At 64.3% G+C, this 18,707-nt stretch carries 19 protein-coding genes; 3 read left to right on the top strand and 16 right to left on the bottom strand.

Features of this window, described 5'->3' with window-relative positions; genetic code table 11:
• Window positions 1-30 precede the first annotated feature (30 nt).
• The 10 genes from HZZ16_RS26895 to rpoZ all read right to left on the bottom strand — a co-directional run bounded on the left by HZZ16_RS26895 (window position 31) and on the right by rpoZ (window position 8,664).
• The gene (locus HZZ16_RS26895) at window positions 31-315 is read right to left on the bottom strand and encodes a hypothetical protein (protein ID WP_197952850.1); all 285 of its coding nucleotides are present in this window, start codon (window positions 313-315) and stop codon (window positions 31-33) included.
• Window positions 316-407: 92 nt separating this feature from the next.
• Entirely contained in the window at window positions 408-1,160 is a 753-nt protein-coding gene (gene recO, locus HZZ16_RS26890) for a DNA repair protein RecO (protein WP_197952849.1), read from the bottom strand.
• 141 nt (window positions 1,161-1,301) lie between these two features.
• Complete coding sequence (locus HZZ16_RS26885; protein ID WP_197952848.1) at window positions 1,302-1,682, bottom strand: hypothetical protein; 381 nt, start codon at window positions 1,680-1,682, stop codon at window positions 1,302-1,304.
• Between the two features lie 22 nt (window positions 1,683-1,704).
• Entirely contained in the window at window positions 1,705-2,631 is a 927-nt protein-coding gene (era, locus tag HZZ16_RS26880; RefSeq protein ID WP_197952847.1) for a GTPase Era, read from the bottom strand.
• Entirely contained in the window at window positions 2,621-3,487 is an 867-nt protein-coding gene (rnc, locus tag HZZ16_RS26875; protein WP_197952846.1) for a ribonuclease III, read from the bottom strand. The genes era and rnc overlap by 11 nt, the downstream gene beginning before the upstream one ends.
• A complete protein-coding gene (gene lepB, locus HZZ16_RS26870; protein ID WP_197952845.1) occupies window positions 3,484-4,248 on the bottom strand; it encodes a signal peptidase I in 765 nt (254 codons plus the stop codon). The genes rnc and lepB overlap by 4 nt, the downstream gene beginning before the upstream one ends.
• 249 nt (window positions 4,249-4,497) lie before the next feature.
• On the bottom strand, window positions 4,498-4,917 hold the full coding sequence (gene acpS / locus HZZ16_RS26865) for a holo-ACP synthase (protein WP_197952844.1): 420 nt from the start codon (window positions 4,915-4,917) through the stop codon (window positions 4,498-4,500).
• Entirely contained in the window at window positions 4,914-5,666 is a 753-nt protein-coding gene (locus HZZ16_RS26860; RefSeq protein ID WP_197952843.1) for a pyridoxine 5'-phosphate synthase, read from the bottom strand. Before HZZ16_RS26860 ends, acpS begins: the two co-directional genes overlap by 4 nt.
• A 110-nt stretch (window positions 5,667-5,776) precedes the next feature.
• Window positions 5,777-8,065, bottom strand: coding sequence for a RelA/SpoT family protein (locus HZZ16_RS26855; RefSeq protein ID WP_197952842.1), 2,289 nt, complete (start codon window positions 8,063-8,065; stop codon window positions 5,777-5,779).
• 206 nt (window positions 8,066-8,271) lie between these two features.
• Window positions 8,272-8,664 (bottom strand): DNA-directed RNA polymerase subunit omega, encoded by a 393-nt coding sequence (rpoZ, locus tag HZZ16_RS26850; RefSeq protein ID WP_007603391.1) that lies wholly within the window; start codon window positions 8,662-8,664, stop codon window positions 8,272-8,274.
• A 329-nt stretch (window positions 8,665-8,993) separates the two neighbouring features.
• On the opposite strand from rpoZ, the gene HZZ16_RS26845 reads away from it, so the two are divergent.
• Both HZZ16_RS26845 and HZZ16_RS26840 read left to right on the top strand, forming a co-directional pair.
• On the top strand, window positions 8,994-9,638 hold the full coding sequence (locus tag HZZ16_RS26845) for a LabA-like NYN domain-containing protein (protein ID WP_025036724.1): 645 nt from the start codon (window positions 8,994-8,996) through the stop codon (window positions 9,636-9,638).
• Window positions 9,619-10,293, top strand: coding sequence for a uracil-DNA glycosylase (locus HZZ16_RS26840; RefSeq protein WP_197952841.1), 675 nt, complete (start codon window positions 9,619-9,621; stop codon window positions 10,291-10,293). The genes HZZ16_RS26845 and HZZ16_RS26840 overlap by 20 nt, the downstream gene beginning before the upstream one ends.
• Here the strand turns inward: HZZ16_RS26840 and HZZ16_RS26835 are convergent.
• The 4 genes from HZZ16_RS26835 to dapA are packed head-to-tail and all read right to left on the bottom strand — an operon-like array spanning window position 10,290 to window position 12,767.
• On the bottom strand, window positions 10,290-10,871 hold the full coding sequence (locus tag HZZ16_RS26835) for a peroxiredoxin (RefSeq protein ID WP_197952840.1): 582 nt from the start codon (window positions 10,869-10,871) through the stop codon (window positions 10,290-10,292). The genes HZZ16_RS26840 and HZZ16_RS26835 overlap by 4 nt on opposite strands.
• Before the next feature lie 4 nt (window positions 10,872-10,875).
• Window positions 10,876-11,349: an SsrA-binding protein SmpB gene (gene smpB, locus HZZ16_RS26830; RefSeq protein WP_197952839.1), complete on the bottom strand. Its 474-nt coding sequence runs from the start codon at window positions 11,347-11,349 to the stop codon at window positions 10,876-10,878.
• 59 nt (window positions 11,350-11,408) lie between these two features.
• Window positions 11,409-11,822, bottom strand: coding sequence for a large conductance mechanosensitive channel protein MscL (mscL, locus tag HZZ16_RS26825; RefSeq protein WP_197952913.1), 414 nt, complete (start codon window positions 11,820-11,822; stop codon window positions 11,409-11,411).
• 54 nt (window positions 11,823-11,876) lie between these two features.
• The gene (gene dapA, locus HZZ16_RS26820; RefSeq protein ID WP_197952838.1) at window positions 11,877-12,767 is read right to left on the bottom strand and encodes a 4-hydroxy-tetrahydrodipicolinate synthase; all 891 of its coding nucleotides are present in this window, start codon (window positions 12,765-12,767) and stop codon (window positions 11,877-11,879) included.
• Between the two features lie 280 nt (window positions 12,768-13,047).
• On the opposite strand from dapA, the gene HZZ16_RS26815 reads away from it, so the two are divergent.
• Complete coding sequence (locus tag HZZ16_RS26815; protein ID WP_197952912.1) at window positions 13,048-15,456, top strand: transglycosylase SLT domain-containing protein; 2,409 nt, start codon at window positions 13,048-13,050, stop codon at window positions 15,454-15,456.
• A 104-nt stretch (window positions 15,457-15,560) separates the two neighbouring features.
• Here HZZ16_RS26815 and HZZ16_RS26810 read toward each other — a convergent pair whose 3' ends face one another.
• Window positions 15,561-16,424 (bottom strand): FkbM family methyltransferase, encoded by an 864-nt coding sequence (locus HZZ16_RS26810; protein WP_197952837.1) that lies wholly within the window; start codon window positions 16,422-16,424, stop codon window positions 15,561-15,563.
• A 66-nt stretch (window positions 16,425-16,490) separates the two neighbouring features.
• Window positions 16,491-18,500, bottom strand: coding sequence for an O-linked N-acetylglucosamine transferase, SPINDLY family protein (locus HZZ16_RS26805; RefSeq protein ID WP_197952836.1), 2,010 nt, complete (start codon window positions 18,498-18,500; stop codon window positions 16,491-16,493).
• Window positions 18,501-18,707: the final 207 nt, after the last annotated feature.

The raw sequence follows: 18,707 nt of genomic DNA, 5'->3' as shown, positions 1-18,707 counted from the left end.
AGGATCGAATGGTTCCCTGTGGGCGGCCTGCTAGCCTGCCCAGCCGGCCGTGACGGTCTGGGTTGGGGCTGGACCAGGTGTTTGCGCAGGCGCCGGCGCATTGGTCAGGCAACGGCGGGCGGCCTCGATCTCGGCCTCGGTCGCGCCATGGGACCGCGCCCATGTCTCTGCGGCGGCAGCGGAATATTTCGCCACGTAGTATCGCACCACCGTGCACGAGGCCCGGCGAAATACCCCGGGCTGCGGCTCACCGGCCATGGCGTCGGGCGCGAACGCAAGCAGCGTCGCGGACAAGGCGAATCCCCTGATCAACATTTGGGCTGTCCCCCGATGTGGAACCTCAGGCGGCAATTCCGCTCGGTCCGATTTTGTTCCATGCCGGTGCGCAAGGCTGGACGGCTCTTGCGTCATGGCGCAGGTATCGCCGCCTTCGCCTGCTGCCGCATCAAGGCGTTGATGAAGCCGGCCCTCGCATCGGAATGGCCTTGGCCGCGCGGCTCCAGCACGTGACGGAGCAGGAACAGGCCGGTGAGCCGAAAGCCGTCCTGGAGATCCTGTTCGGTGAGATCGCCCGCGGTTTCGCCCTGGCGCAGGAACGGCGGCAGGCGCAACAGCCGGTCGCGCCACGGCTCGCCGGCGCCGCGCGATACTGCACCACCTGATTTCGGCGAGACATAGATCAGGTCCGTGGTCTCGCCGGTCACGGCACAATTGTCCAGCGCCAGGCCAAAGCCCAGCTCGGCGAGCATCGCCAGCTCGAAATGGATCAGGTGCACGGCCGCGCTGCCGATGTCGTCGAAATCGTCGAGCGAATGCTCGAGCAGTGCAAAGATGTCTTCGTGCGGATCGCGCTCCGGCAACAGCCGCGCGATCGAGGCGAGATGGGTGACGCCGTAGACGCCGTGGGACGATGCCAGCAGCGTCGCCGCGCGCAGCTTCAATCCCTCGATCGCGTAAGTACCGAGATGCTCGTCGAGCCGCGCCCGCCACACCGCACTGACGCTGTTCCCCGGCTGCAGCAGCGGCCGCATCCGCGAGCCGGCCCCGCCGCGGACGAGGCCGAGATGCCGGCCATGCGCGCGCGTCAACAGCTCGACGATGGCGCTAGACTCGCCATGCCGCCGCACGCCCAGCACGATGCCTTCGTCGGTCCATTCCATGGGAGGAAGTCTAGCGCATTCCGGCACGCGATCGTAGGGCGGATTAGCCGAAGGCGTAATCCGCCAACTACCCACGCACACCAATTTGGTTAGTTGGTGGATTACGCTTCGCTAATCCACCCTACGGCATCGCGCGAGACGTCACGCGTCGAACCAGCCCTGGGCGTCGCCGCTGAAAGAGAAATACAGGCCCATCGTCGTCAGCGCGCAGGAGACGATCTCGATGGCGCTGTCGAGCTCCAGTCCCTTCTCCCCGATGATCTGGCCGAGCGAGATCACCGACAACACGAGGGCCGCCGCGAGCACAAAGCGCGGCCAGTTCTTGCGATGATGCGCGGCCAGCCTCACGAAATAGAGCAGCAGCAGGATCATGCCCCCGGCGAGCAGCGTCCCGGTCATGATCATCTGCTCGGTCACCTCGGCATTGGGCGTGCGGTCCTGCACGGCGACCGAGACGGCATCCAGCATCAACGATGCATAGAGCAGCGCTTCAAAGCGCTGGACGTTGGCGGGTAGGCTCATCGAATGCCGATCTTTTCTTTTGTTATTCTTTTGGGAAATCCAGGCCCATCTCGCGGTAGCGATCGGGATCGTCGCCCCAGTTCTCACGCACCTTGACGAACAGGAACAGGTGCACGGGCACGTCCAGGATCTGCATCAGCTCTTTCCGCGAGTCAGCGCCGATCGACTTGATGGTGGCGCCGCCCTTGCCGAGCACGATCTTGCGCTGGCTTTCGCGCTCGACATAGATGGTCTGCTCGATCCGCACCGAATGATCCTTGCGCTCCTCCCACTTGTCGGTCTCGACCGTGGACTGGTACGGCAATTCCTGGTGCAGCTTCTGATAGATCTTCTCGCGGGTGATCTCGGCCGCCAGCTGCCGCATCGGCGCATCCGACATCTGGTCCTCAGGATAGAGGAACGGGCCCGGCGGCACCATGTCCGCGAGCGTCTTGCGGATGTCGTCGACGCCGTCGCCCGAGATCGCCGAGATCATGAAGGTCCTTGCGAACGTCATGCGCTCGTTGGCGGCCTGCGCCAGCGCCAAAAGCTTCTCGCGCTGGACCAGATCGACCTTGTTGATGACGAGGATCTTGTCGTGATTGACGCTGGCCGCCTTGGCGAGGATCGCCTCCGCCTCCTCGTCGATCCCGGTCTTGGCATCGAGCAGCACGCAGACGAGATCGGCATCATGCGCCCCGCTCCAGGCGGTCGAGACCATGGCGCGGTCGAGCCGGCGCTTGGGCGAGAAGATTCCGGGCGTGTCGACCAGGATGATTTGCGCGTTGTTCTCGATGACGATGCCGCGGATCAGCGCGCGCGTGGTCTGCACCTTGCGCGAGACGATCGTGACCTTGGCGCCGACCAGCGCGTTGACCAGCGTCGACTTGCCGACATTCGGCGCGCCGATCAGCGCGACGAAACCGCAGCGCGTCGCGCTGGGTGCCTCGCCGCTTGCTTCAACCGTCATTGCCGCCGCCGACACCTTCGCGTTCGATCATCACTGACGCTGCCACCTTCTCTGCCGCGCGTTTGCTGCCGCCGATACCCTCGGCCGGCGCCAGGCCCGGCAGATCGACGGCGACACGGAACTGCGGATCGTGATGCGGGCCGGTGCGCTCGACTTCGCGATAGACAGGCGTCGGCAATCCCTTGCCTTGCGCCCATTCCTGCAGCACGGTCTTGGGATCGCGCAAGGGACGACGCGGCTTGTGCATCCGCTCGGTCCAGTTGCGCTTGACGAATTCGGCAGCCGCCGCATGGCCGCCATCGAGGTAGATGGCGCCGATCACAGCCTCGCAGATGTCGCCGAGGATAGATTTGCGCAGGCGGGCATCGGCACTGGAGCCGACCGAGCCCAGCTTGATGTCGTCGACGAGACCGAGCGACTTGGCGACGTCCGCGCAGCTCTCCTTGCGCACGAGCTCGGCAAGCCGCTTGGACAGCTCGCCTTCGTCGGCGTTCGGGAAGGCGTGATAGAGCATGTCGGATACGACGAGCCCGAGCACGTGGTCGCCGAGGAATTCCAGCCGCTGATAGCTGTCGCCGCGCTTGCGCCCGGACTTCAGGGCCGAGACATGCGTGATCGCCTGCATCAGCAGGTTCGGGTCGGCAAAGCTGTGGCCGATGCGCGCCTCGAGCGCCGCGTTCGCGTCCGTGCCCTTGGCCTTGCTGCTCCGCGCTCGCTTCTTCTTGGCCGGCGGCTTGCCGGCAGATGTCCTGTCTGCGGACGTCTTGTTTGCAGGCGACTTGGTCGCGGCTTCCCCTTCGGGGCCCGCCTGCGCCTCGATCGATTGGGTCGCGATGTCCTTGGCTTCGTCTTTCATCGGACAATTTTGAAGAAGCGATTCCAGCGCACCGACCACGGCCAGCGCCAGAACATCCAGGCGTGCTCGCCTTCAGCGATGGAGAAGAAGATCATCTGGGCGCGGCCGATCAAGTGCTCCTGCGAGACGTAGCCCACCTGACCTTGAAAGCGGCTATCGGTGGAGTTGTCGCGGTTGTCCCCCATCATGAAGAAGTGGCCGGGCGGCACGGTATAGACGTTGGTGTTGTCCATGTAGCCGTTGTCCGCGCAGTCCAGCGTCTCATAGGACACGCCGTTCGGCAGCGTCTCCTTCCAGCGCTTCACCCGGGAGATGCCGCCGCCCTCCGAGCCGCAGGGGTCCTCGCCGACATATTCGCTCATGCGCTGCCGCTCGACGGGCGTATCGTTGATGTAGAGCAGCCCGTCCCGCATCTGGACGCGGTCGCCGGGAAGCCCGATCACGCGCTTGATGTAGTCGGTGGAATCGTCCTTCGGCAGGCGGAACACGACGATGTCGCCACGGGTCGGGTCCGAGCCCCAGATCCGTCCCGAGAACAGCGGCGGCGAGAACGGAATCGAATAATGGCTGTAGCCGTAGGAATATTTCGAGACGAACAGATAGTCGCCGACCAGCAACGTCGCCTTCATCGAGCCGGACGGGATGTTGAAGGGCTGAAACAGGAAGGTGCGGATCACGAGCGCGATCAGGAGAGCATGAATGACGACTCGGATCGTTTCGCCGACGCCGCTCTCGGTTTTCGTTCCTGAAGTCACGCTCATTGCTCTCTCAATTCCGGCCGGCGGTCACAGAGCGCCCTCCTGGCGCGAACAGCCCATTGCTTCGCGGCCCACGGAGATTGTCCTGATTCTGATCCTGAGGGCCAATTCCGGCGTAAAGCCGAATTCGCCCAAGCTGATTTGCGTCGGCGGACTTTTAGACGGTTGTCGGAGGTCACGCAATCAAGGATCGCATCAAAACTGAATAAGATATTGATTTCAAAGGCGAATTATAAAATCGACCGGATCGCGTCAGGGCTTCGCCAGCGGCACGGCCGAAATGATGACAAAGGCCTGCGCCAGCGGCCAGTCGTCGGTGATCGAAACGTCGATCCGCGCCTCGAATCCCTCCGGCGTCAGGGCCTGGAGCCGGGCCAGGGCTCCGCCGGTCAGCTGCATGGTCGGCCGCCCGCCCGGCAGGTTGACCACCCCCATGTCGCGCCACCAGACGCCACGCCTGATGCCGGTGCCGAGCGCCTTGGAGCAGGCCTCCTTGGCGGCGAAGCGCTTGGCGTAGGTCGCCACCACCATCTTCTCGTTCTTGGCCCGCCGCTCCGCCTTGGCCCGCTCGGCGGCGGTGAAGATGCGGTCGAGGAACCGCTCGCCATGGCGGTCGATCACCTTGGCCACGCGGGTGATGTCGACCAGGTCGGAGCCGATTCCGATGATCATGCCCGGCTCCGGCCGCGATCCATCGCCGCGCGCATGCTGCGCACGGTCTCGGCCAGCCCCACGAACAGCGCCTCGCCGATCATGTAATAGCCGATGTTCAGCTCCATGATCTCTGGCAAGCCCGCGATCTTCTCCGCCGTCGCATAGTCCAGCCCGTGACCGGCGTGAACCTCCAGCCCCGCGTCCTTCGCCAGCTTCGCCCCTGCCACGATCCGCTGCCATTCGGCCTCGGCCTTGTCGGTGTGGCCATCGACGACGGCGTCGCACCAGGCGCCGGTGTGGATCTCGATCACGGGCGCGCGCAGCCGTGCCGCCATCTCGATCTGGGCGGGATCGGCCGCAATGAACAGCGAGACGCGGATGCCGGCCTCGCTCAGCCGCGCGATATAGGGAGCGAGCGCGTTGTGCTGGCCGACCACGTCCAACCCGCCTTCGGTCGTCACCTCCTGGCGCCGCTCCGGCACGAGGCACACCGCGTGCGGCTTGGTGGCGAGCGAGATCCGCATCATGTCGTCCGTCGCGGCCATCTCGAAATTGAGCGGCTTGGAGATCTCCGCCTTCAGGCGCGCCATGTCCTCGTCGCGGATGTGTCGGCGGTCCTCGCGCAAATGTGCGGTGATACCGTCAGCGCCGGCCTCGATCGCCAGCAGCGCGGCGCGCACCGGATCGGGATGGCGGCCGCCGCGCGCGTTACGCACGGTTGCGACGTGATCGATATTGACGCCGAGGCGGAGCTTCGAAGCGGGCATTTCAGGACTCGCGAAGTGACATTTCCCAACTCGTCATGCGCGGGCTCGACCCGCGCATCCATCTTCTTTGAAGAGATGGGTTGCCGGGTCAAGCCCGGCAACGACGAGCATCATCCATTAACACGTTCGACTTTGGCGACGACCGCCTTCGCGCGCAGCTGGGCCAGGATCGCGCTGAGGTGCTTCAAATCGTAGACTTCGAGATCGATCGTCGTTTCCGTGAAATCGGGCGAGCGGCGCTGCATGCTGATATTGTCGATGTTGCCGTCGTGCTCGGCGATCACGGTCGCGATCTGCGCCAGCGCGCCGGGCTCGTTGACGTTCTCGACCTTGATGCGGGCCGGGAAGCGCTGCGGCGCGGAGTCCTCGATGTCCCAGCGGACGTCGAGCCAGCGCTCCGGCTCCTCCTCGAAATCCTTCAGCGCCGGCGCCTGGATCGGGTAGATCGTGATGCCCTCGCCCGGCGTGACGATGCCGACGATGCGATCGCCAGGGACCGCGCCGCCGTTCGGCGCGAACTTCACCGGAAGGTCGGAATTGATGCCGCGGATCGGGATCGCGACCGCGCTGCGCGACGGCTCGGAGATCCCCTTCTCCTTGAGCTTGGCGGCGAGCCCCTTCTTGACGCCGTAGCGCGCGATGCGCTCCTCCTTGTAATCCGGGTACATCGCACGCGCGACATGGGAGGCCTTGATCTCGCCGCGCCCGACCGCCGCCATGACGTCCTCGATCGAGGTGCGCGCGAGCCGCGGCAGCGCGCCCTTGAGCTTGTCGTCGGCGTATTCGATCTTGGCGCGCTCGAACAGGCGCTCGACGATGCGCCGGCCGAGGCCGACATATTGATCGCGCACCGCGGTGCGCGTGGCGCGGCGGATCGCGGCGCGCGCCTTGCCGGTGACGGCCAGCGTCTCCCAGGCCGAGGGCGGCGCGGACTGCGCCTCCGAGGTCAGCACCTCGACCTCGTCGCCGTTCTGAAGCTCCGAGGACAGCGGCGCGAACTTGCCGTTGATCTTGCAGCCCACCGCGCTGTTGCCGACGTCGGTGTGCACCGCATAGGCGAAGTCGATCACGTTGGCATGGCGCGGCAGCGCGATCAGCTTGCCCTTGGGGGTGAAGCAGAACACCTGGTCGTGGAACAGCTCGAGCTTGGTGTGCTCGAGGAATTCCTCCGGGTTCGCGCTTTCCGAGAGGATGCCGATGGTGTGGCGCAGCCAGGCGAACGCGTTGGACTCGCGCTTGAGGTATTCGGTCGGCGACCCCACGCCCTCCTTGTAGAAGACGTGCGCGGCGATGCCGCGCTCGGCTATCTGGTCCATTTCCTCGGTGCGGATCTGGAGCTCGACGCGCTGGTTGCCGGGGCCGATCACGGTGGTGTGGATCGAGCGGTAATCGTTCTGCTTCGGCGTCGAGATGTAGTCCTTGAAGCGTCCGGGCACGACCGGCCAGGTGGTGTGGACGATCCCTAGCGCGCGATAGCAGGCCTCGATGTCGCTGACGACGAGGCGGAAGCCGAAGATGTCGGACAATTGCTCGAAGCCGACCGACTTGCGCTCCATCTTGGTCCAGATCGAGAACGGCTTCTTGCGCCGGCCATAGACCCGCGCCCCCAAGCCCCGGTGGCGCAGATTGTTGGAGAGCTGGTCCTCGATCTCGCCGATCAGGTTGCGGTTGCGCTCGGCGAGCGCGTCGAGCCGTTGCATCACCACCGAATAGGCTTCGGGATCGAGGGTGCGGAAGGACAGATCCTCCAGCTCCTCGCGCATTTCCTGCATGCCCATGCGCCCCGCCAGCGGTGCGTAGATGTCGAGCGTCTCCTCGGCGATGCGCCGGCGCGATTCCGTCGGCACGAAATCCAGCGTGCGCATGTTGTGCAGGCGGTCGGCGAGCTTGACCAGAAGCACGCGGACATCGTCGGCAATGGCTAGCAACAATTTGCGCAGGTTCTCGGCCTGCTTGGCCTCGCGCGAGACCAGCTCGAGCCGCTTCAGCTTGGTCAGCCCCTCGACCAGCGCGCCGATTTCGGGTCCGAAGATCTGGTCGATCTCGGCCCGCGTCGCCTCAGTGTCCTCGATCGTGTCGTGCAGCAGCGCGGCCACGATGGTGGCGTCGTCGAGCTTGAGGTCGGTGAGAATCGCTGCCACTTCGAGCGGGTGCGAGAAATACGGATCGCCCGAGGCGCGGGTCTGCGAGCCATGGGCTTTCATGGCGTAGACGTAGGCCCGGTTCAGCAGGTCTTCGTTGGTGTTCGGATTGTAGGACCTGACGCGCTCGACGAGGTCATATTGACGCATCATGCGGGCGCGGGGCCTGGCGGGGCGCGCGACCGGCGCAGTCGGGGCCACGGCAACCGATTCGGTTGCGGCCTGCATCTGCGTGGATCTGCGGCGCCGATATACCATGCCGTCCTGCCTTCAAACGGGCTTGAGGCGGCCCGTTGCATACATCCTAGCTCCGATCGCGCTCGTGTCCGATCAATTCAGTGACAGGGCAAAGCGCCAACCGACAGCGCTATGGTAACCACGAAAAGGTCAACAAAAGCAAAGGCCCGAACGATTGTCCGGGCCTTTGATATGATCACAAGAAGTCGATGATCGCGATGGAGGAATTACTCGTCTTCCTCGGGCTGCTCCTCGGGAGGCGCAAGGCCTTCCAGGCCCTTCAGCAGCTCCTCTTCGGTCATGCGCTCCACGGCGACCTCGGTGTCGTCGGCATCGACGCTTGCGCCCGCGGAACCGATCAGCGGCACCGTATCCGGCTCGGGCTCGTCCACCTCGACGAACTTCTGGAGCGAGTGGACCAGCTCCTCGCGGAGGTCCTCCGGCGAGATCGTCGTCTCGGCAATTTCGCGCAAAGACACAACAGGGTTCTTGTCGTTATCGCGGTCAACCGTTAGTTGTGAACCGGACGAGATCATGCGAGCACGGTGGGCGGCCAGCAGGACCAAGTCAAACCGGTTGTCGACCTTGTCGATACAATCTTCTACGGTGACGCGAGCCATGGACTGTCGCTCCGTTGTGGGTGGGACGAATTATGTGGATGATTGGGGCTAGTTATAGGGGCCGGGACGGTTTCGCAAGACCATTTTGTGATTTGGCCTCGCCAAACGGCTCTGATACCCCCACATTGGGGCTGGGACGGGTGGTTTTCCGGGCTGCCGTTGGGGGCGGCTCCGGGGTGTATGCAAGTCCGCCATAACTATACCTTGATTGCCCCGACTTCTCCGGATTTGCGGTTTCGACGGGTCTCTGCGGCACTCTAGAACTGCGCGGCCTACTGTCGCCGCGCCAACAAAAAACGATCAATCACGAAAACTACGCGAGCAACTGAATGTCACCTTCTCCTACCAACAAGATCGCGCTCTTCATCGACGGGGCCAATCTCTACGCGACGGCGAAAACCCTCGGCTTTGACATCGACTATAAGCGCCTGCTGAAGGAGTTTCAGAGCCGCGGCACGTTGTTGCGGGCGTTCTATTACACCGCCATCATCGAAGACCAGGAATACTCCTCGATCCGGCCGCTGATCGACTGGCTGGACTACAACGGCTACACCGTCGTCACCAAGGCGACTAAGGAATTCATCGACGCCTCCGGCCGCCGCAAGGTGAAGGGCAACATGGACATCGAGCTCGCCGTCGACGCCATGGAGCTCGCCGAGCACATCGACCAGATGGTGCTGTTCTCGGGTGACGGCGACTTCCGCTCCCTGGTCGAGGCCGTCCAGCGCCGCGGCGTAAGGGTCACGGTGGTCTCCACCATCGCCAGCCAGCCGCCGATGATTGCCGACGAGCTGCGCCGCCAGGCCGACGTCTTCACCGACCTCGTCGAGCTGCAATCCAAGCTCGGCCGCGATCCGTCCGAGCGCCCCGCCCCGCGTGACCGCGGCGAGCGCGGCGAACGTCACCACGCCCCGCAATTCCTCCAGCGCGCGACCACGATGGCGCCGAGGGGCGATGACGACTTCGAGGAGTGAGACGGCCCGGTCAAGCCGCCAGCCTCTCACAATCGTTCCCGACCGTGACTGCCCGCTCTGCCCGCGCCTGGTCGCCTTCCGCGAGGCGAACCGCGCGCGCGAGCCATCGTGGCACAATGCGCCGGTTGCGCCCTTCGGCGACATCAAGGCCCGCCTCCTGATCGTCGGCCTCGCCCCGGGAATGCAGGGCGCCAACCGCACGGGGCGGCCGTTCACTGGCGATTATGCCGGCGACCTGCTCTATGCCACGCTGATCGAATACGGCTTTGCCAGGGGCACTTATCAGGCGCGCCCGGACGACGGCCTGAAACTCGTCGATTGCCGGATCGCCAATGCCGTGCATTGCGTGCCGCCGCAGAACAAGCCGCTGCCGATCGAGATCAGCACCTGCCGTCAGTTCCTCGTGGCCAATCTCGCGACGATGCCGAACCTACGCGCGATCGTCGCGCTCGGGCGGATTGCGCACGATAGCGTGCTCAAGCCGCTGAACCTGAAGGCCTCGCAAGCCCCCTTCGGCCACGGCGCGGTGCATCAGGCCGGCGCGTTCAGGCTCTACGACAGCTATCACTGCTCCCGTTACAACACGAACACCGGCGTGCTGACGCCGGACATGTTCAGGTCCGTGTTCGCGAAGGTAAAGGCGGATCTCGATTAGCTATTGACGGGATTCGCCTTGAGCCAGGCCAGCACGTCGCCGGCGTTCCGGTCGGGCGGAAACACCGGATAGAACACGTGCGTGATCCTGGCGTCGTCGATAACAAGCGCGAGGCGCTTGATCAGCGTCAGGCCCGCGACCTCCATGGTCGGCAAATCTAGGGCGCGCGTCAGCGCCAGCTTCTCGTCCGAGAGCACCGGGAAAGGCAGATGCAGGCGCGAAGCCATCTCGATCTGGTAGTCGTTGCTCTGGGTCGAGAGGCCGAACACGTGCGCGGCGCCGGCGGCCTTCAGCTCGGCGAAGAGATCGCGGAATGCGCAGGTCTGGGGCGTGCAGCCGCGCGCCCCCGGGATCATGTCCCAATCGTCGACCAGCGCGATCTTGCCGGGTTCGCCGGTGCGGGGATAGGCGAACACCACGGTGCGGCCGCGCAGCGCCGACAGCGTGACCGATGTGTCGTCGGTCGCGCGCAGGCCGATCGGCGGCAACGTCATGCCCTCAAGATGCGCAGCGGCGCCGTCGTCGGAAGGCGCGGGAATCTGGCTCCAGTCGACCTCGAGCAGGTTCCGTTGATTCATCTTGTCATCCCCTCGCCCGCAGCAGCCGGCCCTTCTCCCGGCTCCAGTCGCGCTTCTTCTCGGATTCGCGCTTGTCGTGCAGCTTCTTGCCCTTCGCAACCGCCAGCTGCAGCTTGGCCCGGCCGCGCTCGTTGAAGTAAAGCTTGAGCGGGATCAGCGTCATGCCCTCGCGATCGACCGCGCCGATCAGCTTGTTGATCTGGCGGCGGTGGAGCAGCAGCTTTCGCGGCCGCTTGGGCTCGTGGTTGAAGCGGTTGCCTTGCAGGTATTCGGGAATGGTGGCGTTGATTAGCCAGATCTCGCCGTCCTTGGAATCGGCATAGGATTCGGCGATCGTGCTCTTGCCGTTGCGGATCGACTTGACCTCGGTGCCGGTCAGCGCAATGCCCGCCTCGATCGTGTCCTCGATGGCGTAGTTGAAGCGCGCCTTGCGATTTTCCGCCATCACCTTGATCGGACGTTCGTTCTTATCGGCCATGACGGGCAAACCTGATCGAGATGCGCTCGGATTCTAACAGTTCGGATGAAGTGGGCGCGTCACTTCTTGAGGAGATCGCGGATCTCAGTCAGCAGCGCGACCTCGGCCGACGGCTTCGGCGGAGCGGCGGGCGCCGCCTCCTCCTTGCGCTTCAGCGTGTTCATCGCGCGGATCACCAGGAATAACACGAAGGCGACGATGATGAAGTTGATCGTCAGCGTCAGGAAGCTGCCGTAAGCAAGTACGGCGCCTTGCTTTTTCGCATCCGCTAAGTTGCTGGCGGTGACCGCCTTCGACAAGGGGATGAAGTAGTTCGAGAAGTCGAGGCCACCGGTGACGGCGCCGATGATCGGCATGATGATGTCACCGACCAGCGAGGTGACGATGCCGCCGAAGGCCGCGCCGATGATGACGCCGACCGCGAGATCGACGACGTTGCCCTTCATGGCGAACTCGCGGAACTCCTTGAGCATCCGCGCGCCCTTTTCCTCCACGCTCATGAAAGGCTCCCCCGAACGTCTAATGCGTCAGTTGACCAGGCCGGCGTGAACCATCGCGCTGCGCACGGCAATCCGCGTCGGCTCGGACACCGGAACCATCGGCAGCCGCAGCGTCTCGTCCAGCTTGCCGAGCAGCGACATCGCATACTTGATCGGCGCCGGATTGCTCTCGATGAAGAGGTTGTTGTGCAGCGGCATCAGCTTGTCGTGGATCGCGAGCGCCGTCTTGGTGTCGCCCTTCTGCCAAGCCGCGTGGAACTCCGAGCACAGGCGCGGCGCGACGTTCGAGGTCACCGAGATGCAGCCATGGCCGCCATGGGCCATGTAGCCGATGATGGTGGCGTCCTCGCCCGAGAGCTGGTTGAAATCCTCGCCCATCGCCGCGCGCTGCTGCGACACGCGGACCATGCTGGCGGTGGCGTCCTTGACCCCGGCGATGTTCTTCAGCTCCCACAGCCGCTTCATGGTGTCGACCGACATGTCGATCACCGAGCGCGGCGGGATGTTGTAGATGATGATCGGAATGCCGATCGCATCGTTGATCGCCTTGAAGTGCTGGTACATGCCCTCTTGCGTCGGCTTGTTGTAATAGGGCGTGACGATCAGCACGGCGTCGGCGCCCGCCTTTTCGGCGTGCTGGGAGAGCTCGATCGCTTCCTTGGTCGAGTTGGAGCCGGCGCCGGCGATGACGGGCACGCGGCCCTTGGCTTCAGCGATGCACCATTCCACGACCTTCTTGTGCTCGTCATGGCTGAGCGTCGGGCTTTCGCCGGTGGTGCCGACCGGAACGAGGCCATTGGTGCCCTCGGAAATCTGCCAGTTGACCAGGGAGCGGAACGCCGCCTCGTCCACCGAGCCGTTCTTGAACGGCGTGACCAAGGCGGTGAACGAGCCTCGGAATTTCGTCTTGGCTGCCATGGACTTCCTCCGTACGCGGCGATCTCTTGAGCAAGCCCCCTTCATATCGGGTCTAACCGGCCGGTAAAAGGCCCGGTTCGGTGCGAGGCCGGGATTAGGCCGCGATTTTGCCGCGGTGCTGGTGCAAATCGGCCCGAGGTAAGCGGCTGTTGGTATTTTCTCCGCATATTCAAGCAAATTCAGCTAGGTCTTAAGCCACTTCACTGATTCGGGGCGACGAAACGCCGTGACCTCCTCTGCTCGCGCCGCATGGCGATCCCTGAGCCTGGCCGTGTGCCTGATGGCCGGGCTGTCGATGGGCTGCGCCGCCCTCGCCAAGTCCACCGAGAAGTCCAACGAGACGGCCGCGGAGACCAAGGATCCCGCCAAGCCAGGCGCCAAGGACGCGCCGAAGGGCGCGACCAAGGGATCGACCAAGGAAACAGCGAAGGACGCAGCCAAGGGAACCGGCAAGGACGCTGCGAAGGCTGCGAGCAAGGGTGCGCCTGGCACCCCCGCCAAGGACGCTGCGAAGAAGCCGGACGCCGGCAAGAACGCCAGCAAGGAACCGGCGAAGGACAAGCCCAAACCTGCGGCCACGGCCCCTGCAGCTGCACCTAAGACAGCATCGCCTGCGAGCGGCGCGCCATCCAGGGCAGCCCCCGCCCCGGCCGTGACCGCCACCATCAAACCGACTGCGCCAGCCCCAGCCAGACCGGCCGCAGCTCCCATGCTGGCGCCTGCAACCCGGCAGCATGCAGCGCCGCGCAAGCCGGTCATCCCGGCCGCCGTCGCTGCGACGTCCTCGACCTCGCAGGCCGATAAGGACACGCTGGAGAGCGTCATCGAGCTCGTGCGCAAGCGCAAGGCCGGCGACGCCACCAATGCCGCGGCCGGCATCTCCGATCCCGTCGCGCGAAAGCTCGCCGAATGGATCATCCTGCGCAGCGAGGACAACGGCGCGACTGTGGAACGCTATCGCGCCTTCCTCTCAGCCAATCCGAGCTGGCCGTCGCAGACCTTCCTGCGCCGGCGCCTTGAGGCCGCGATGTGGGACGACAGGCGCGACGAGTCGGTCGCGTGGTCGTGGTTCGAGAACGAGTCTCCGATCTCCGCCAAGGGCCGCTTCACGCTCGCCAGGGCGATGCTGGCGCGTGGCGACCGCGCCAATGCCGAGCGGCTGGTGCGCGAGGCCTGGCGCAGCGATCCGATGTCGGAGGACACCGAGAACAGCGCGCTCGACCAGTTCGGCGCCCTGCTCACGCCGGGCGACCAGAAAGCGCGGATGGACAACCTGCTCTACGGCAGCGAGAACGAGGCGGCGCTGCGCGCCGCCAAGCGTCTCGGCGCCGGCTATGTCGCGCTCGCCAAGGCCCGTATCGCCGCGGTCAAGAAGGCGCCGAACGCGCGGGCGCTGCTCGATGCCGTGCCGCGCGAGCTGCACGGCGATCCCGGCTTCATCTTCAGCAAGATCCAGCTCCTGCGTCGCGAGGAGAAGTTCACTGAAGCCGCCCAGCTGATGCTGTCCGCGCCGAAGGATCCGGGTCGCCTCCACAATCTCGATGAATGGTGGATCGAGCGGCGCCTGCTGGCGCGCAAGATGATCGACACCGAGGAATTCCGCAGCGCCTATCTGATCGCGCGCGACGCCGCCCTGCCCTCGCGCGACATCTACAAGACCGAGCAGGAGTTCACCGCCGGGTGGATCGCGCTGCGTTTCCTCAACGATCCCGCGACCGCCGCCCAGCACTTTGCCCGCATCGGCGTCGGCAGCGTCAATCCGACCACGCTGGCGCGTGCCGGCTATTGGCAGGGCCGCGCTGCCGAGGCGATGGGCCGGCAGCAGGAGGCGCGCAACGCCTATGCGCGGGCGGCCGAGCAATCGACCAGCTATTACGGCCAGCTTGCACGCGCAAAGCTCGGCCTGCCGCAGATCGAGCTCAACAGCCAGCCGCGCGGCCGCGGCGCCGAGCGGCTCGAGATCGTGCGCGCCGCGCAACTGCTCTACGAGCTCGATGAGCGCGAGCTCGCGGTGCCCATGCTCGCGGACATGGGGGAGAACGGCGATCCCGAAGCGCTTGCCGGCCTCGGCGAGCTGGCGCAGCGCTACAGCGATGCGCGCGGCATGCTGCTGGTCGGCAAGGCCGCGCTCAACCGCGGCCTGCCGTTCGACTTCTACGCCTACCCCGTCAACGGCATTCCTCAGTTCACGCCGATCGGCCCCGAGGTCGAGCGCAGCATCGTCTATGCGATTGCGCGGCAGGAGAGCGCATTCAACCCGTCGGTGGTGTCGCCGGCGCAGGCCTACGGGCTGATGCAGGTGACGCCGGATGCCGCCCGCTACGTCTGCAAGCGCCACGGCGCAACCTACGACCTGGGGCGGCTGAAGAACGACTCCGTCTACAACGCCACGCTCGGCTCGGCCGAGCTCGGCGGACTGCTCGAGGATTACCGCGGCTCCTACATCATGACCTTCGCCGCCTACAATGCCGGCCGCGGCAGCGTGAAGAAGTGGGTCGAGCGTTACGGCGATCCACGCGACCCTAAGGTCGACGCCGTCGACTGGGTCGAGCTGATTCCGTTCTCCGAGACACGCAACTATGTACAGCGGATCATGGAGAACCTTCAGGTCTATCGCGCCCGCTTCGGCGGCGGCACCCGCTTGCAGATCGAAGCCGATCTGCGCCGCGGCGCCGGCAGCGTGGAATAGAGCCCCCTCTGGCCCATGCACCGCAGCCGGCTTGGCAGCGGCAGCGACGGCCGGAGCAGCGATCCCGTCCGAATGCCTCTGACCCCCGGCACGACCAGCTCAGGTCAGCGTTGCGGAAGCGGGATGGACGCCATGTAGTCGTGGATCGACTGATCAGGGATCGACTTCCGCGCAATCAGGTGGTGAATGCAGTTCGCAGCAAGGTCGAATGAGCGGTAGCAATGATGAGAGATCATTGCCAGATGCTTGAGCTGCTCGACCGTCATGTCGGCCGGCCGCATGAAGTTTCGTACATAGACGATATCGGCCTCGAGTAGCTGGTTCATAGCCGCATGAGGATTGGACGGGTCGCTCAATGGAGCGATCATGCGCTGTTTGACTGCCGTAAAGGCGTGGGGAACGAACCCCTGCTTGCGCAATTCGGCATCGATGTCTCCGAACGTCGGCTGGTCCTTGTAGAGGCAAAGAAACGAAACCTCCGTTTCGATGACGACCGCCTGCTTCAGCTTTTGCCGCGCGCCTCCGAACACTGCGAGTTCCGAGCCCTGAACGTCGATTTTTAGAAAATCCAGATGCCGAATTTCGGCAATATCGTCGAGCCGGCGGGTCTGGACCGGATGTTCGCTGACCACACTGCCCCATTCGGAAAATTTCACGAAATGCGACAGCGCATTCTGATCCGGGAGCAGCAAGCTTGTCATCCCTGGCAGCCTGCAAAGACGCAGCTTTGCCTTGTGCCCATTTCCGATGACATAGTGATAATAGCTCTCGAGGTCGCTCTTGCGGGCGTTGAGCTCTACGAGCGCCTCCTCCTGCGGTTCAAAGCCGACGACCGTGCAAAGTCGTCGTTGCAGCATCGCCTTGTAAGGCGGCTCGCCATCGATCGGATTGGCCCCGACATCGACCACCGAGGTCAGCCTTTCCGGCCGGAGGAGATTGTTCAGAAGGTCGGGTTCGTTGTCAGTCATATGCAGTGAAGACCATGGATGGAATGACATGAGGTGTCGCGCCAAGGCGGCCTCATAACGAAATGTCTAAACGGCAAACGAGGCCGGCGCTTCGCCGGCGCAATGCCGGCGCCACGTCTCAACGAAGGCCTTTTCCAAGTGTCGGGTCATGCCGACAGTATCGAACAAAGGCCAGGTGGACCGATGTGTCGCCAGCTTGCTCGCGAGTGCGGTTCGAAGTTCGGAATCATGCGCGATCCGAAGCGCCAAGCCCTCATATTCATCCAGCGATCGCGTCACCAGCTCGGGAAGGCCGACCGCGTTCAGGAGACTGGCGGCAACACGTCCCGGAAAGGCGGTGCCGAGGCAAGTCAGGACTGGCAAGCCAGCCCAAAGGGCGTCGCTGGTCGCGGTATGAGCATTGTATGGCAATGTGTCCAGGAATAGGTCCGCGAGCCGGTGGCGCGCCAAGTGTTGGTCGGCTGGGACCTGTGGGGCGAACACGATTCTCTCGGCGGCGATGCCGCGCGCAACGGCTTCACGCCTCAGGTTCTCCCTGGCGATCGGGTCCCCATCAAGCAGCCAGAGAACGCTGCCGGCGGTTTTGGCAAGCAACCTCATCCAGACGTCGAACAGTGGGGGCGTGATCTTGGACGTTCTGTTGAACCCGCAGTAGACGAATGCATCGTCCGGCAGTCCGACCTCACTACGGGGCGGTCCATTTGCCGGGAGCGGCCGCCGCGCGTCGGTCGCCTGATAGGTATGGGGGAGATAGATCACCTTCTCGGCGTAGTGCTTCTGCTCGCCTTCGGGAATGACGATCCGGTCCGCCATGATGTAGTCGATATAGGAAGCGCCCATCGTGCCGGGAAAGCCGAGATAGTTGACCTGGATGGGAGCCGCCCGGCGCGCAAGAATTTTCGGCCTCGCGCCTGCAGTGAAGCCTCCGAGATCGACGAGAACCTCAATGTCGAGCTGGCGTATCAGCTCCACCACGTCCTCGTCGGTGAGATGGCTGCCGTCTTCGAAGCGTTCGAATGCCGCCTTCAGGCGGTCGCGCATCTTGCTGCCGTCATCCGGTCCGTAGGAGATGGCGGTGATGTCGAAACGCGCGCGGTCGTGCTCCTCGAAAACTCCGGCCATCAGATTCGCGGTGGCGTGATTGCGAAAATCGGCAGACAGGTATGCGATCCGCAGCCGGGCAGCCGGTGACGGCGTTCTGGGTCTCGCGGGATCTCGCTCCGGAGCGACGATGGCGACAAATACCTTCGCACAGGCCAATTCGAGTGCGGGAGACGACGAAGCATGAAGGAACGTGAAGGGATCGACCGCCACGCCGGATTCGACGGCCTCGTCCAGGCCGGCCTGTTCACGTTCGAAACTGCGCCAGTCGGCGCGCTTCCGCCTGAAATCAACGAGCTTGCTCAACGCGAAGGGGAAAGCCTTGTTCAGCGCGACAGTTCTTTCGAGCGCTCCGATCGCTTCGTCGTGTCGGCCCATTTGGGTGAGGACCTCAGACAAGGCGAAATGCATCTGTGGATTCGACGGTGCAAGCTCGACGGCACGTTGGTAGCTGGCAAGCGCTTCATCGAGCTGACCGAGCTCGCGAAACGCGCTGCCTCGATTTGCGAACGCTGCGCTCGACGGCGCGATCGCAATGGCGCGGTCGAATTCCGCGATGGCTTCCCGAAGCTCGTGCCGTGCGAGCAGGATGGCTCCGCGATTGAGATGCGCATCGGCCAAGTTCGGCGACAGGGCAATCGCTTTCGCAAACCAAGCGAGCGCATCGTCTGTCTTGTTCAATGCGCGCAGCACGTTGGCATAGTTGAAGAGAACGTGGGGATCGCCGGGATTGATGCGGGCAGCCTTCTTGAGCAATGGCTCGGCGTGCGCGAAATCACCCTTCTGCGCGTGCAATAGCCCCAGCATATGCAGCGCGACAGGTTGCGTTTTGCTTCCCTTCAGGATGGTTGTGTAGGCCCGCTCTGCCTCCGCCAGATTGCCCGAACGGTGCGCCGCAATCGCCTGGTCCAGAATAACCGACAGATGGGATGAAGAGGGAGCCGAGGCTCCCTTGTTGCGGCTTTGCTGCGACATATGATTGGGTTCTGCACCCCGACGAGGGTCGGTCTTTTCGTGAGCTGGTGAAAAAACTCTAGGCGCCTTTGCTGGCGAGAACAACGGCTGCACCGTCTCGCTGCAAGGCACGAAATGACCTGCGTCTGCCGATTCGCGCGCGACGCCAACTCGCTTGGCTCGCGATCCTTCGCGGGGCGAGGATGGCACGTAACAAGCAAAAAATAG

The sequence above is a fragment of the Bradyrhizobium glycinis genome (genome assembly GCF_016031655.1).
Taxonomy (GTDB): domain Bacteria; phylum Pseudomonadota; class Alphaproteobacteria; order Rhizobiales; family Xanthobacteraceae; genus Bradyrhizobium; species Bradyrhizobium glycinis.
The sequence above is the reverse complement of the archived record's forward strand: the minus strand, read 5'-3'. Positions and strand labels throughout refer to the sequence as shown.